Annotated in this window: 13 protein-coding genes; 5 read left to right on the top strand and 8 right to left on the bottom strand. The window is 59.5% G+C overall.

Translation table 11 applies throughout. The features are described 5' to 3' along the window. Window positions 1–10: 10 nt before the first annotated feature. Window positions 11–1,279, bottom strand: coding sequence for a DUF945 family protein (locus tag H7R73_RS06415; RefSeq protein ID WP_103260609.1), 1,269 nt, complete (start codon window positions 1,277–1,279; stop codon window positions 11–13). 109 nt (window positions 1,280–1,388) lie between these two features. Next, complete coding sequence (cls, locus tag H7R73_RS06410; RefSeq protein ID WP_103260610.1) at window positions 1,389–2,870, bottom strand: cardiolipin synthase; 1,482 nt, start codon at window positions 2,868–2,870, stop codon at window positions 1,389–1,391. 96 nt (window positions 2,871–2,966) lie between these two features. Between cls and H7R73_RS06405 the strand changes: the two genes are divergently transcribed. After that, entirely contained in the window at window positions 2,967–3,509 is a 543-nt protein-coding gene (locus H7R73_RS06405; RefSeq protein WP_029313991.1) for a DUF1439 domain-containing protein, read from the top strand. A gap of 4 nt (window positions 3,510–3,513) precedes the next feature. Here the strand turns inward: H7R73_RS06405 and H7R73_RS06400 are convergent, their stop codons facing one another. After that, window positions 3,514–3,954 carry a GNAT family N-acetyltransferase gene (locus tag H7R73_RS06400; protein ID WP_010673518.1) on the bottom strand — a complete coding sequence of 147 codons (441 nt, stop codon included), beginning with the start codon at window positions 3,952–3,954 and terminating at the stop codon, window positions 3,514–3,516. A 342-nt stretch (window positions 3,955–4,296) separates the two neighbouring features. Here H7R73_RS06400 and H7R73_RS06395 point away from each other — a divergent pair, with 342 nt between their 5' ends. Beyond that, window positions 4,297–5,037: a lytic transglycosylase domain-containing protein gene (locus tag H7R73_RS06395; protein ID WP_182951724.1), complete on the top strand. Its 741-nt coding sequence runs from the start codon at window positions 4,297–4,299 to the stop codon at window positions 5,035–5,037. 105 nt (window positions 5,038–5,142) lie between these two features. Here the strand turns inward: H7R73_RS06395 and aqpZ are convergent, their stop codons facing one another. The 5 genes from aqpZ to H7R73_RS06370 all read right to left on the bottom strand — a co-directional run bounded on the left by aqpZ (window position 5,143) and on the right by H7R73_RS06370 (window position 9,475). Further along, window positions 5,143–5,829 carry an aquaporin Z gene (aqpZ, locus tag H7R73_RS06390; RefSeq protein ID WP_010673516.1) on the bottom strand — a complete coding sequence of 229 codons (687 nt, stop codon included), beginning with the start codon at window positions 5,827–5,829 and terminating at the stop codon, window positions 5,143–5,145. A gap of 293 nt (window positions 5,830–6,122) precedes the next feature. Continuing rightward, on the bottom strand, window positions 6,123–6,644 hold the full coding sequence (gene ruvC / locus H7R73_RS06385) for a crossover junction endodeoxyribonuclease RuvC (RefSeq protein WP_010673515.1): 522 nt from the start codon (window positions 6,642–6,644) through the stop codon (window positions 6,123–6,125). 231 nt (window positions 6,645–6,875) lie between these two features. Beyond that, window positions 6,876–7,784: a Gfo/Idh/MocA family protein gene (locus H7R73_RS06380; RefSeq protein ID WP_103260611.1), complete on the bottom strand. Its 909-nt coding sequence runs from the start codon at window positions 7,782–7,784 to the stop codon at window positions 6,876–6,878. A 283-nt stretch (window positions 7,785–8,067) separates the two neighbouring features. Further along, window positions 8,068–8,295 carry a hypothetical protein gene (locus H7R73_RS06375; RefSeq protein WP_042864222.1) on the bottom strand — a complete coding sequence of 76 codons (228 nt, stop codon included), beginning with the start codon at window positions 8,293–8,295 and terminating at the stop codon, window positions 8,068–8,070. A 148-nt stretch (window positions 8,296–8,443) separates the two neighbouring features. Then, window positions 8,444–9,475, bottom strand: coding sequence for an IS630-like element ISAhy2 family transposase (locus tag H7R73_RS06370; RefSeq protein WP_001809438.1), 1,032 nt, complete (start codon window positions 9,473–9,475; stop codon window positions 8,444–8,446). A 614-nt stretch (window positions 9,476–10,089) separates the two neighbouring features. On the opposite strand from H7R73_RS06370, the gene H7R73_RS06365 reads away from it, so the two are divergent. From H7R73_RS06365 to H7R73_RS06355, 3 genes are read left to right on the top strand one after another with little or no spacing between them, the layout of a single operon-like run. Further along, a complete protein-coding gene (locus tag H7R73_RS06365) occupies window positions 10,090–11,625 on the top strand; it encodes an OmpA family protein (protein ID WP_103260612.1) in 1,536 nt (511 codons plus the stop codon). Window positions 11,626–11,642: 17 nt separating this feature from the next. Continuing rightward, window positions 11,643–13,238: a hypothetical protein gene (locus H7R73_RS06360; RefSeq protein ID WP_042017297.1), complete on the top strand. Its 1,596-nt coding sequence runs from the start codon at window positions 11,643–11,645 to the stop codon at window positions 13,236–13,238. Between the two features lie 2 nt (window positions 13,239–13,240). Continuing rightward, complete coding sequence (locus H7R73_RS06355) at window positions 13,241–14,074, top strand: hypothetical protein (RefSeq protein WP_042017295.1); 834 nt, start codon at window positions 13,241–13,243, stop codon at window positions 14,072–14,074. Window positions 14,075–14,236 lie beyond the last annotated feature (162 nt).

The raw sequence follows: 14,236 nt of genomic DNA, 5'->3' as shown, positions 1-14,236 counted from the left end.
TGCGCGGCACTCACGGGTGCAGCGGCAGACCGTTGACGGTCACGGCCCCTTTGTCGAGCTTGAGCTCGGCCTGAAGCTGTGACTCCTGCGCCTTCAGATATCCCATGGCAGTGAATTGCTCCAGCATGGGGGCCAACTGGGGAACGGCCTGGCCCAGCTTCTCCCCAAGGTGGGCATGAAGCAGAGCGGAGAGTGCCTGCATCCCCTCCTCGCTGCCCATCAACTGTGCCAGGGTGGTGGGCGCCAGCTTGGCCTCCCCTTGCAGGCTGACAGGCTCACCGTTCAATCGCGCACTCAGATCCGCCAGTTCCAGTGTGGCCCCTCTCTGGAGCATCTTGTCCAGCGCTTCCTGGATGGCCGCTTCGTCCACCCGTTTGCTGCTGGCCTCCTGCAGCGTCTGATACCCCTCGAGATCCAGCCCCTTGAGGGAGAGATCCAGATTTCCCTGGGTCAGCGCGAGCCGGTCTTCCTCGCTCTCCATGTTGAGGGTCGCCACCTTCATCTGATAGCGAGTGGAGAGCGTCTGAAGATCGTCCCCCGCCAGCTCGGTGGCCGTGGTCAGCCCCTCCAGCGTGATCTTGACGTTCCCCGGCTGGGTCAGGGAGAAGGCCGTAAGGGTCGCATCGCTGCGGGGAGAGAGCCAGAGTCCGCTGATCTCGGCCATGTCGGCACTGCCCTTGAGATCCGCCAAGGCCAGATCTGTCTTGCTCTGGGCATCGTGGACCGTCATCCCCAGCCAGTGGGCGGTGAGATGGCCATTGCCGTCGAGATCCCCGCGATAGTCGCCGTTCAAGGGCAGGAAGGTGAACTCGTTGAGCCCCTCCTTGACCTTGAAGTCACTCACCCAGAAGCGGGAGCTGTTGCTCATGGTCCAGAGGCTGCTCGCCGATTCTGCCCCCAGTTGCCACTGCTGCATCCCCAGGGAGGTCAGAATGGGCGCCAGCGTGCCCTGTGCGGTATCAAGCTGGAGGTGACTCTTGATATAGAGCGGCAACAGGCGGCTGTTGAACGCGAACTGCATCTCGATGGGTTCGCTTCCCGCCAGCTGGGGATCAAAACTCGCCAGCGTCTGGGGCGGCACCACCACCTTGAGTACGCCGTCGCGGGTAAACAGATTCTCCGTCTCTGGGCTCCAGGTGACTTCGATCCCGCTCTCCTGCTGCGCCCTGGCGATCTGCTCGGCCAGGATCCGGTCGAACGTATTGCCCGTGTACCAGCAGGCGCCAAGCCCTCCCACCACCAACACGGCTCCGACGGCCAAGGCCACTTTTTTCTTCATCAGTTCTGTTTCTCCACAATGGTTCAATGGCGGGTGCATGGGCGCACTCTACGGGGAGGATGGGCATCAACACAAGCCAGACAACGGCTTGGGGTCCACGCTCTGGCTGTCACAGCAGGGGGCTGAACAGGTAAAAGATGTTCTCAAGCAATTTTTTGTACCAGGGGCGGGCACGCCACCTGGTCAGTGACATGGGGGTCGCCTCCAGCATGTAGCCCTGCACCAGCTGGTTCATCTCGGCGACAAACACCGGGTTGTCGATGAGCAGGGTGATCTCGAAATTGAGCCAGAGACTGCGCCGGTCGAGGTTGACCGTGCCCACCAGAGCGAAATCATCGTCCACCAGCACGCTCTTGGTGTGCAGCAGCCCGGCATCATAGCGATATATCTCCACTCCTGCCGCCAGCAGATCCTCCATGAAGGAGTTGCTGGCGTGGTTCGCCATCAGGGAGTCGTTGCGCGCAGGCAGCACCAGTTGCACCAGCACGCCGCGGGCCGCCGCCGAAGAGAGGGCCGCAGCCAGCGGATCGTCCGGCACGAAATAGGGGGTGGTCAGCACCAGATGGTGACGAGCCTGGTAGATGGCGAGCAGCAGGCTCTGCTGGATACAGTCACCACCGACGAAGGGGCCGGAGGGAATGAGCTGGGCCCGATAGTTGGTCTGTGGCCAGGCTTCCGGCTCATGTTGCAGACTGTCGAGCAGCCGCTCGCCGGTCTCCATCTCCCAGTCCCAGACGAAGGTGGACCACATCAACGGCACCACGGGGCCCTGCACCCGGATCATGATGTCGACCCACTGGCCGACCCCGGCATCCTGCTTGAAGAAACGGGGATCCACCATGTTCATGGAGCCGGTATAACCAACCTTGTCATCGATCACCACCAGCTTGCGGTGCATGCGCAAGTCCTGGCGCTGGAAGGGGATTCGCCAGGCGCCGACCGGCAACACTTCCACGACTTTAACGCCGGCGGCGCGCAAGGTTTTGGGCCAGGAGGAGCGGAAGAAGGTCTTGCTGCCGATGGAGTCGAGCAAAACACGACAATCCACGCCGCGTGCCGCCACCTCCATCAACGCCTCGCACACCTCGTCCACATCCCCGCCGGGGTGCCAGATGTAGAACTCCAGATAACAGGATTGGGAGGAGCCCCGGATGTCGCGCACTATCTCCTCTACGATGCTCTTCGGCTTGTGCAGCATAGTCATCCGGTTGCCCGAGAGCATGGGCATGGCCAAGCGCCCCTGGATCAGATCGTGGAGCGGGCGTGCCTTGCTGCCCACCTCGCAGCAGTGCTGGGGGAAGAGGCGCGCGAGCTGGCGGATCCAGATGGCGTAAGGACGGTACATTGCCTGGGCCCGCTCCGCCCGCTTGCGACCGAGGCGAATCTCGCCAAACAGCACGTAGAAACCGACCCCGGCGAAGGGGATGGCATAGATGAGGGCCAACCAGGCGAGGGATACCCCGATGGGACGTCGCTTCATCACCACCCGCAGGGAGATCCCTGCCACGATCACGGTGTGAAACAACAGCAACAACCAGCCGAGAAAGCGGGAAAACAGCAACTGAATGTCGTATTCCAGACCGTCGAGCAAGGCGACTCCTTGGTGTATTGGACAGATGGCACGGGCAGACCCCACAGGGTCGGGATGGTATGCTATGGGGCACACCCATTCTATCAGGTCGTTAGCATGATCCTGCAATCTATGCTGCTGAGTCTGGCCATGCTAGGTCAAGGCTCATATGACATCAATGAGCAGCAGATAAATCAGTACCTGCAGTCCCAGGTGCAAGTGGACAAACAGCTGGAATTGCCCGGCATCATCAAGGCCCATGTGCAACTCGAGCAGAGCGATGTGCAGATTGGTCGCCAGAGCCCGGATACCGCCAGGGTGTTTGGCAAAGGCAAGTTGAAAATCGCGCTCCCGGATCAGACCGAGTACGACGCGCGCCTCAACATGACCTATGAGGCGAGGCCCCGCTACGACAAGGCCAGGAGTGCGCTCTTCCTCGACAACATGAAGCTCATCGATTACAAGCTGGAACCTGCAGCGGCGGAACAGAAGTTTGGTTTCATGCTGAGGATGCTGCTGCAGAGCATGGAGAAACGGCTGGAGACCCAGCCTGTCTACAAGCTGGATGACAAGGATCCCAATCAGGCCTGGCTCAAGGAAAATCTGCTGGGGCTGGAGCTGTCACCAGGCAAGATCCACCTGCTGACCAAACCCCAATAAGACGTCAGTTGAAAACAGGCGCCTTCGCCTGACGCACCAGCAGCTCGATCTGGTAACCCTGTTCGTGCTGCTGGTGATAGAGAGAGTGGAGGGGCCCGTCGAGTTCATGCAGGGGAAGGTGGTCAAATCCCGCCTTGAGGTAGAAGGGTTTCTCGAACGGCAGGGCGTGACAGATCACGGGCTTGTCGGAAAGATCGCGGCAGGCATGCTGCAGCAAGCGGGACCCCAGCCCCAGGGACTGGTAGTGAGGGAGCAGACGAAAGCCGCACAAGTGGTAATAATCCTGTTCATCGCGCAGGCGCACCGCCCCCACCAGCCAGTGCGCGTCACGGACCACAAAAATCCGTTCTGCCAAATCCGGCACATAGTGGGAAAACGTCGTCTCGTAATAGTCTCTGATGAGGGAAAGATCCGCATCACAGTACTCTTCGAATCTGAGCTCCATCGCTCGCCTGCTTGTCATGCCCATTTCGCTCTGGCCATACCGACCCTCTCCTGCTCGCTCGCTGGCTCCACGAAGAGATCAGACCAGAGTGGAGCAACAGCAAGATAACACGCCTTTAACTTACAAAAAAGCCAATAACTCGATGGAAAAGACGAGGTTGCGATCATCAGCCCCTTGACGCCATGAGCCGCGCCCCTTGTCCTGAGTGAGCACTCAGGTGGGACGTCCCTCTGCCATCACATTTCCAGCCTCCCCTGTTCACGGGCACTTGTTCTGCGCCATCCCGAATGCTTTACTCAACGTGGCTAACGAGGCTTAAGGAGCAAGCCGTTGAAAGCATGGATGTTGCTGGGCATGATGCCGCTGTTTTCCCACGCAGCCCCGGCTCAGATACCGCCGCCGGCAGAGGTGGTGATCCTGACCCCGGAGACGGCTGTCTCCTCCCCGGTTCCCACGCCGCGTACCGTGGCGCTCACCACGGCGCCGCTCCCCTCCCCTGAACCCGCTAAGCCTGCAAGCCGTCAGATCCAGGTCTACAAGTCGGTACAAAAGAACGGGGTCATACGCTATTCCGACATGATACCGGAGCAGGGTCACTACGAACTGCTGCTGTTCAACGACTGCTATGCCTGCGATCCGGCGTCCAAGGTCAACTGGCACACGACAGGCCTCTTCCTCTATGACTACGCCAGCACCATACAGGCGGCAGCCAAGACTTATCAGGTCGAGCCTGCCCTCATCCGGGCGCTGATCCATGCCGAGTCCGCCTTCAATCCCCTGGCCGTCTCCCGCAAGGGCGCCATGGGACTGACCCAGCTGATGCCCGCCACTGCGCGCGAGCTCGGGGTCGGCAACGCCCTGCTGGCGGAGCAGAACATCTTTGGCGGGGTGAAATACCTGGCGGGTCTGCTCAAGCAGTATGACGGCAATGTGGCCCTGGCCACCGCCGCCTACAATGCAGGCGCCGGTGCGGTGCAAAAACACGGCGGCATACCGCCCTATGCCGAAACCCGGGCCTATGTGGAACGAGTCAAACTGCTGCATCAGCGCTACAAAGAGATGCTGAGCGCCAAGGGGCTGTGATCATGCCGCACCCTATCGTCAGCATGGCGCCCTGCCCGGTATTCCTTCAGGCATAAAAAAACACGCCCGGGGGCGTGTCGATACCACACGTTAACTAGCAACACATCACTCTTTCGTGGCGATCACACGATAGGCCAATGCACCCAGAATGGCACCGACAATGGGGGCAACCCAGAACAGCCAGAGCTGGCCCACGGCCCAGTCACCGACAAAAAGCGCCACGCCAGTGCTGCGCGCCGGGTTGACCGAGGTGTTGGTCACCGGGATGCTGATGAGGTGGATGAGGGTCAGGCACAGACCGATGGCGATGGGAGCAAACCCGGCCGGTGCACGGCTGTCGGTGGCGCCCATGATGACGAACAGGAAGAAACCGGTCATCACCACTTCACACACCAGTGCGGCCAGCAGGCTGTAACCGCCGGGGGAATGCTCGCCATAGCCGTTGGAAGCAAAGCCGGCGCTCACATCAAAACCCGCCTGTCCGCTGGCAATGACATAGAGCACGCCACCTGCCACGATCCCGCCAAGCACCTGGGCCACGATGTAGGGCAGCACGTTGGAGGCCGGGAAGCGACCACCGGCCCAGAGCCCGACGGTCACGGCCGGGTTCAGGTGGCAACCCGAGATATGACCGATGGCATAGGCCATGGTCAGCACAGTCAGGCCGAACGCCAGGGCGACGCCCAGCAGGCCGATCCCCACATTGGGGAAGGCGGCAGCCAGCACGGCGCTCCCGCAGCCCCCCAGCACCAGCCAGAAGGTTCCCATAAATTCAGCAGCAAAAGGTTTCACTCTTGTCTCTCCCATGATGACTAACACGCGAACCTGAAAGGCTCATACGGACACTGTTATTGAACAGGCGCCATATTATGGGAGTGTGGCGGAGCAAGACGAAACCGACCCGATTCATCGCGGATATGTGATGAATGTCACAAGTTATTGATAAAGTAGAAAGATATTCACCCGCTCGGTGCACTTCTCCATGGGAGTCCCATCGAGGGACGCGACAGATTGTGACCCGACCAGCGATTTTGCCAGCAGCTCCCCGCGCTCCCCTGCCAACACCAGAAGCCCTCCCCCGGGGATCAGCGATAACGGCCGCGCACCGATCCGCTGGCCCGCCCGGCCATGCGAATGAGGCTCTGACGGGTGTGGAAGTGGCAGAGCGCCACCCCGAGGGCATCCGCCGCATCCGCCTGGGGGGTGGCAGAGAGCTTGAGCAGATGAGTCACCATGTGCTGCACCTGCTCCTTGGCAGCGCCACCGGTGCCCACCACCGCCTGCTTGATCTGGGTGGCCGAATACTCGCTCACCGGCAGCAGGGCATTGACCGCCGCGACGATGGCACTTCCCCTGGCCTGGCCGAGCTTCAGGGCCGAGTCCGCGTTGCGCGCCATGAAGACCCGCTCGATGGCGAACTCGTCCGGCTTGAACTGGGTGATGATCTCGCTCACCCCGTCATAGACCTGCTTCAGGCGAGACGGCAGCTCCCCCAGATCGGTGCGGATGCAGCCCGATCCCAGGTATTCCGCCTTGCCCGCGACGATGCGAATGACCCCGTAACCGGTGATGCGCGAACCGGGATCGATCCCCAGAATGATGCTCATGAACGGAATACCCCGCCCACTGCGGTCAGCCATCTCATCTTCGACACCTTCTTCATTGCGATCTCTTGCCCTGCAGCTCTTGATGGCCGCCAAGATAACAAACCCGCCTTCGCTTGGCTCGCTCGCTGGCACCTTTCACGGCTGACTGCGCAAGGAGCCACCATCTCATACAGTGCTCTGGCTTCTCTGGCCAGTGATGCCTGCCGGTGTCACCAGCCCCTTGCCTCCGGGTCATCCCTTTGCCAGGGCGACGAGGCGCTCCGCCAGTCGATGACTTTGCAGGTAGCTCTCGACCAGCGCCCCGTCTGCCCGCCCGACGTCAATCTGCCCATACCAGTGCTCGAGCATGGCGACAAAGCCTCGGCTCGCCAGCACGGGCTGCCAGTCGCCCGGAGCCAGGGTCTGCACTGTGTTGTCTCGCGCAAGCAGGCCACGGGTGCAGTTCTCGATATGCAACGAGAGGTTGTCGCCATAGGCATCGATGCGCTCCTCGGTCATGCCGGCGCTGCGATTCATGCTGCCGCTCACCGCCACCTGCCCGCTCTGCCAGGCCACGCTCACCCCGGCCAGCAGTTCGGGCTGCTCACTGCTGCGTCGCAGCACCGCATGCAGCTCCCCGTCCGGCTCGCCGCCATAACAGCAGAGGCTGTCGAGCACATGGATACAGTCGTCGAACAGAAACTGGCGAGACGCCCCTGGCAGGGCGTGCCTGTGCTTTTGCCAATGGAGCTCGGTCAGCGGATGGCCACGTGCGGCGGCCATGGCGGGCAGATAGCGACGGTTGAAGCCCACAAACAGCGGGCAGTCCCTGGCGATGGCGAGATTGGCGAGCGCCTCCACCTCTCCTGCGTTGTCACACAGCGGCTTGTCCACAAAGGTGGGAATGCCAGCACGCAGGCACAGCTCCGCCAGTTTGCCGTGCACGGCGGTGGCAGCGTGGATCATCACCGCATCAGGTCGGCTCGCCAGCAGCGCATCGACCTCGGTAAAACACTCGCCAATCCGGTACTGGCGCGCCAGTTTGCCGAGCACCAAGGGACTCCGGGTACAGAGCAGCGGGGTGACTCGCTCGTCGTTTGCCAGCAGCGGCAGATAGGCCTTCCGGGCGATATCGCCAAGGCCAATCAGGGCAATGCGCATGGGCACTCCTCTCAAGGGGATAACCAGATAACTGCCTGCACGATCTCAGGATTTCCTTCGCAGATCCAGCCTTGGCGCCATCTCGCTCCAGGCGCCTTCTGGTGCAATGCGGCATCGCCCCGCGACACCCTGGCCACCTTCCTCCATCGAAGCGCCCCCCGACGGCGCGGCGCTTGAGCGGCAAACCGCGATAGCAAAACAGGCAGGGCGACAACTGTCGCCCTGCCTGTTACACCCGCACACACCGCCGCACTCGGGCGATTGGCGCTCTTCTCACGTCGAGTTACTCTGCCGATCCGGCCTGCTCTTTGGCATCACGCCACTTGCCAATCCTGGCGCCCAGCTCGGCGCAAAGCATGGCGCTGACCATGACACCTATCATCCGGGTCATATCCGACATCTCTGTTGCAACCGGAAGCAGGGGCACGATCAGGTTAAAAGCGATGAGCCCCATCACCAGCCCGAGCCCGCTGCCAATCTTTTCTCTTCGGGATCGCGTTGTTATCGCCATCTGATTGCTCCTGACCAAACCCTTTCGACAGTATTATCAAACAATGCGTTCAACAATGCTCTTGCAATGCTTCGCACTGCCTGTGCCCCGGTCTATAAACTGTTGTCAGACATATTTATCGACAATTAAATAACTGATCCCAATAGTGCTACACCTTCGCTGTGCCATAGCCATTCCCCGGGAAAGGAGACACGGTATCCATGAAGTGTTTCACTCGGGCCAGCAGGTTTGCCATCCCTCTGCATTGATGATTGCGCGTGATGGTTTCATGTAACTTGTGCCATAGCCGTTCTATGTGATTAACCCAAGGGCTGTAAACTGGCTGGAACACCAGGCAGAACTTGGGATTCTTCTTCAACCATCGCTCGGTCTGTTTGCTTTTGTGAATGATGTAGTTATCGAGGATCAACGTGATGGTTTTGGCTCGTCGGTAGTGGTGGCGCAGCTTTTCCAGCATGGCAATAAACAGCGATGAGTTTTTCTTGATCCCGCTGACGTAAAGTACCCTTCCGTTGCCTGCGTGGAGAACGCCTGCCAGATAATGCTTGGCATTCTGCCCCGGTGTGACAACCCGCTTTTGCTGCGCTCTGAACATCCAGTCGGCTCCTAATTTGGGATTGAGGTCTATATCGACTTCATCCTCATAAAACACCGGATTATCGGCATCACAGCGGGCCAGCGCGGCGTCGATATTCGCCATTTTTTCCTGATAGGCTGGGTCTTTTATCCGCAAGGTCGGCACGGGCCTGCGCCAGACAATGCCCATACGAGGTAACCATCGGCGGAGCGTGGAGGCTGCCACATTTAGCCCTGTTAACCGATTGATTTTTATAGCCAATAGTTCAGTACACCAACGGCTGCGCTGATAACCAAAATCTTGCGGAGAAAACTGCATGAGCAGCACCAGTAAGGTGACAATCTTGGCGATAGGTAAGACTGGGGCACGGCCAGCCGGTAAGGCTTCTAGCGCATCTATGCCTTCATCTCGATACCACCGAAGCCAACGACCGATGGTCGAGCGCGCAGCGCCGGTAAGGTGATGAACATCGGTGATCGTGCGTCCTTCATGTAACAGCAAGATGGCCATCAAGCGACGAGCATGTCCTTTATCACGGGTGGCATGGATGATTTTGTGAATGCGGCGCCGTTGTGGTCGTGGCAGAGGTGGTAGGATAGGCATCAACTCAGTCCTTTGGGTGTGGCTTGTTTTGTTTAGCGACTAATCAGATCGCACAAACTGGACTGAGTTCCCTTCCTCCGGTGATCTACTATTCGGAACAGCTATTTAATCCATTATATAAACGGGATGCCAGACGTTATTCTGCCCATGAACATTATTTCGCCAGCACTGTCAGTGGGGGCAACCACATACTTCCCCCAACAGTCCTCATCCTCAATAGCGATAATCGGCCTGCGCCTTTCACAAACCACAAGAGCGTCACAATAACCCTCTTTGTGTTCAGCGTCGGGGAGATGGGCAAAGATATTGGAAAGTTGATGTTTTTCCTATGGTTGCATCACTTTTCCACTCGCATGATCAGGCTCGTTTGGCTTATCATAGCCACTCGATACCTATTGAACCGCATAGATAATTGCCTCTTCTGACACTCAGGACATATCAGACACAGCCGCTTGCGAGAATGATCACGCCTGGCGCCGATATTAAACATCAGCCCGCGTTAATATCTTTAATGTCAGCAAGTGTCGATATTTCACTCCACCCGAAGACGCTTTTCTCTGGCCTCACTGGCATGTCTGAATCTCGCTATTAAATATAAATGGCAAGGAATCGCTATGGATAAATCGTTTCGTCTTGCACCTCTCAGCTGTGTATTGATTGCCGCCGTGGGTTGCAGCTCTCAGCAGATGCAGAATTTCAAATCCACGGTCAATGATATCGGCAAGGATTACGGCATGCCGGTGCTTTGTGGGGCTGGCATGATTGCAGGAGGGGCTGCGGGCTACGCCATCAACGGGAAAAAAGGGGCTGTCGCGGGGGTTGCCCTCGGTGGGGCGCTGGGCTGCGCGGCAGGCTATATGTGGCAGTCCAGGCTACAAGAGCTTGACCGGATAGCAAAGGAAGAGAATCTCAACATCGCGACCGAGAAACTGACCGTTGCCGAGCCAGCCGCAGTGACCGGTGTCCCTCAGGACGCCGGCCTTGTGGCCCAGATCCCCGATTCCGGCATGTTCTCGAGTGGTTCTGCCCAGCTCACAGAAAGCGGTCTGCGCGTGGTCACGAAACTGGCCCTGCTCTATGCCAAACCCGCAGCCGCAGACGCCTCGGATCAGCGCCGTATCCTCCTCGTCGGCCACAGTGACGCCACCGGCCCAGCAGAACTCAACCTGCGACTCTCCGAGCAACGTGCGCGAGCCGTCGGCAAGGTCCTGGTCGCATCGGGGATCCCGGCCTCTTCCATTTACTATCAAGGCGCAGGTTCGTCGCGTCCCATCGCAGACAACAGCGACCCCTTGCTTCGCGGTCAGAATCGCCGGGTCGAAATTGTGGAACTGGCGAACGAGCAGGCTCTGGTCATGCGGGCCCAATCCGAAGAGAACAACACCCGCTATCTGCGTTATGGCGCTTCCGATACCGCCAAACCGCGTGTGGCTGCCACCAAACCGGCGGCTCAGTCCACAAGCGGTTCAAGCAAGGTAGCGGCCACGTCGCAAACCGCCCCTCGCCAACCCGCCGCCAAGCAGAGCGCTGACACCAGCACGGCCAAGGCCCTGTCCAATGCCAAGGCCGCAGTGGACTTCGGCGGCAAGCCTGCCGGCACCTATCAATGGAACATGGCTCAGAACATCAAACCCAAGGCGAGTGGTTTTGCACTGATCAGCAGCGCATACGCAAGCGATATGCCGATGTCGAGCTGTGAGGCAGATAAGCCACGCAGTGCAGGCCAAGTACTGAGCATGGCAGACGACAAGCCTCTCCCGCGCCATGCCACCAAGGAGTACATGCCCGGCTATAACAATCGCGTCTGGGCCAATACCGTCAACGGCCACCTGGTGACTGTCTCTCCGGTTTCCATCTTGCGTGACAACGCCCAGGTCGATCGTCAACCGATCCTGCAAGTCGTTCAGGGTTACAAATCCTCGAATCAGAAGAAGCCCCAGACCCTCAAGGCGGTGGCCAACACCTATGAGGGCGAGAGTGAGGTGCTGTACCGCGTCTTCACCAGCGATCCCAAGGCGTCGGTGTCCTGCATGGACCTCGTGTTCAGCAAAGGCAACGCCAAGGTCAGCCAGGGAGCCCTGTTCTATCCGGCAGGTTCCGAGGCTTATGTGGCTTCGTACCTGCCCATTCCCGCCACCCATTCCAAATAAGAAAACGGAGAAACTTAGTGGAAGACTTTTCTTTGGCAGCGCTCAAGACGCTGATCCTCGCCAACCAGATGCTGACCGTTGGCATTGTTTCATTCCTCGTCAGCGCCGTGGTGGTGTGGCGGCATTGGGAGCATGTCTCCTACTTCCTGATCCGGGTATGGCACAGCCTGCCGCTGATCGGCACAGTGGCCCGTCTCGCCCGCAAGCCAGCCTCGGTCGATGGCGATGGCTGGATCAACCATGAAGTGACCCTGTCGAATGTGTACTACCGCGAATACAAGAAGCATTTAAAGGGGACAGATGCCTACAACGCCTCCCTCGACTACCTTGCCAAGGCAGGAGAGGCCGGCCGCTCCCCGCGCCCGGCGTGGGTGCTTGCTCTGGTGCTGGTGCTGGTGCTGGTCGAGGCAATGGGCTTTGCCTACGTGCTGGCAGGCTGGATGAACATGGATGCCTCCACCAATGACCGTCACCTGCTGGCAGCCGCGACGGCTCTGCTGCTCGCCGTTGCATCCGCATTCCTGGCTGAAGTGGCCGGACACTCCCTGCATCACAACAGCCTGATCGCCCGGGCGCGTCACTGGTGGCAAGGGGAAGAGCCCTCAAAACGCTCCCGTACCCTCAAGGCAAACAAGGCCATCAATCTGGAAGACTCCTTCTCGGACTCTGACAAACCTGACTACGAGCAGTTGCTGGCCCGCCTGAAAGACGTGAATTCAGGTGTCAGCCGCAAGTTTGTCTGGCTGATTGTCTGTGCTTCGTTTGTTGCCTGTATGGCAGTGGGCGCCTTCGTGGTGCGTTCAGCCACCCTCGACAGCATCGAAACCGAGATGGTCAACAACATGCGCGCCGAAACAACGGCACAGAGTGACAGCAGCATGGGGTCGCCGTTTGATCTGCCGGAAGAGTCTCAAGCCATCAACAACGAGGCGGAAGAGGCCACCATCGAAGACAAGATGCAGGCCATCCGTGAGGCCAGCCTGACCACCTACGTCATGCTGTCGCTCATTTACATCGCCATCCAGGGGATCAGCATCTGGCTTGCCAGCAAATACCACTTTGCGGGCACCCATTCCAAAACAGCCTGGCGTCTGACACACGAATACGCGACCGCCGAAGAGATGCTGGACGCGATGGACCAGCAACGCACCGCCATTGCCAGCCATGCCGATGACAAGCTCCGCCGCTTGCAGACCCTGTTGTCGAGCCGTGACCATACCAACTCGGGTGTGCTGGGGGCGCTGGAAGGGGAGAAATCCGCCCATCGCAATTTCCTGGCCTTTATCGAGTACAAGGCAGGCACCGTGCCACCCAAGCCGGCCCCTCAGCCGGCCCCCCAGGTCGCACCGGCAGCGCAAGCCGAGCCGGCACCCGCCGTACAACCGGCTGTTGCGCAGGCAAAGGCGGCTCTCCCGCCCACCACTGACGCCCCCGGCCAGACCGGCGCTGCCGTCAAGGCCGCCGATTTCCATGATGTCACTGGCCTGCCCGAAGAGAGTCTGGCAGCAGCCAGCCGCGCACTGGGGGTGGACGAAGCGCAGTTGCGTGATATCCGTGAACAGCAGATGGCCCTCAAGACCCTGGGCCTCTTTCCCACCAAGCAGAGTGCCTAATCGTGAAGATCACCCAGGTATTGCTACTGGCGTTGACGCTGCCTTGTGCAGCGTTGGCGGCCGAGCGTAACGACATACAGAGCTGCTATGAGCGCAATGGCTTGACCGACATCAAGCCTGCGGGCACCGGTCGCGAACTGGTGGTCATCATCGACCAGACCATTCCGATGCCTGACGATCTGCAACGCAGCAGTTGGGGGCAGATAGAGCGGTTCGTGCAGGCTGGTGATCGCGTCAAGCTCTATACCTTCTCCGCCTTCTTGCCTGGCGAATACCTTCGCCTGGCCTACGCGGGGCAACTGGATATGCCGCTGGAAGGGGAGATCCGGGACGATGTCAGCATGCGCAAATTGCGCGGCCTGGACACCTGCCTGACGACGCAGACCAAGGTCTTTCGTAACGGCTTTGGCAAACAGTTCGTGAAAGCACTGCGTGATGCCCGCCAGGACATCCCCAAGAGCGAAATCATGAACTCGCTGCGCAAGGTGGGTGACGATATGAAGGCCGAGCAAGGCGTCAATGACCGCGTCGTGTTCCTCATTTCGGACATGCTGGAGCACTCCGATTACACCAGCTTCTATGCCACCAACAAGATCAAGCAGCTCAATGTCGGTGACGAGCTCAAGCAGGCCAAGAGCAAGGGGCTGTTTGCCGATCTGCAAGGCGCTCGCGTCTACGTCACGGGCGCCGGGCTGGTGACCGACGCGGTGAAACACGCCTATCGTTCCGGCAAGACCATGGATGCACTCGGTGACTTCTGGTCACAGTACTTCGAGCACTCCCATGCCACCCTGGTGAACTTCGGTGCTCCCAGCCTGAGCACGGATTTGCAATAACCGTTACCTTCACAGGCAGAGCCCGCGCTTCTGCCCATCACACAAGGGCGACCAACTGGTCGCCCTTGCTATTTATTGCCAACGCTGCCCCCATTCGAGATATCGGCCAACCCGCCCCTTGGCATCAGGTTTGGTCATGCGAGCCAAAGGTGGGTCCCCATA

It is taken from the genome of Aeromonas sp. WP2-W18-CRE-05 (assembly GCF_014168615.1).
Lineage (GTDB): Bacteria > Pseudomonadota > Gammaproteobacteria > Enterobacterales > Aeromonadaceae > Aeromonas > Aeromonas caviae.
Note: the sequence above shows the minus strand (reverse complement) of the source record. Positions and strands in the feature narration are given on the sequence as shown.

What these genes read in the sequence shown, in the direction of transcription:
- H7R73_RS06415 (WP_103260609.1), bottom strand. Translation starts at nt 1,279, where the DNA reads ATGAAGAAAAAAGTGGCCTTGGCCGTCGGAGCCGTGTTGGTGGTGGGA.
- H7R73_RS06405 (WP_029313991.1), top strand. Translation starts at nt 2,967, where the DNA reads ATGATCCTGCAATCTATGCTGCTGAGTCTGGCCATGCTAGGTCAAGGC.
- H7R73_RS06400 (WP_010673518.1), bottom strand. Translation starts at nt 3,954, where the DNA reads ATGGAGCTCAGATTCGAAGAGTACTGTGATGCGGATCTTTCCCTCATC.
- H7R73_RS06395 (WP_182951724.1), top strand. Translation starts at nt 4,297, where the DNA reads ATGTTGCTGGGCATGATGCCGCTGTTTTCCCACGCAGCCCCGGCTCAG.
- ruvC (WP_010673515.1), bottom strand. Translation starts at nt 6,644, where the DNA reads ATGAGCATCATTCTGGGGATCGATCCCGGTTCGCGCATCACCGGTTAC.
- H7R73_RS06380 (WP_103260611.1), bottom strand. Translation starts at nt 7,784, where the DNA reads ATGCGCATTGCCCTGATTGGCCTTGGCGATATCGCCCGGAAGGCCTAT.
- H7R73_RS06375 (WP_042864222.1), bottom strand. Translation starts at nt 8,295, where the DNA reads ATGGCGATAACAACGCGATCCCGAAGAGAAAAGATTGGCAGCGGGCTC.
- H7R73_RS06370 (WP_001809438.1), bottom strand. Translation starts at nt 9,475, where the DNA reads ATGCCTATCCTACCACCTCTGCCACGACCACAACGGCGCCGCATTCAC.
- H7R73_RS06365 (WP_103260612.1), top strand. Translation starts at nt 10,090, where the DNA reads ATGGATAAATCGTTTCGTCTTGCACCTCTCAGCTGTGTATTGATTGCC.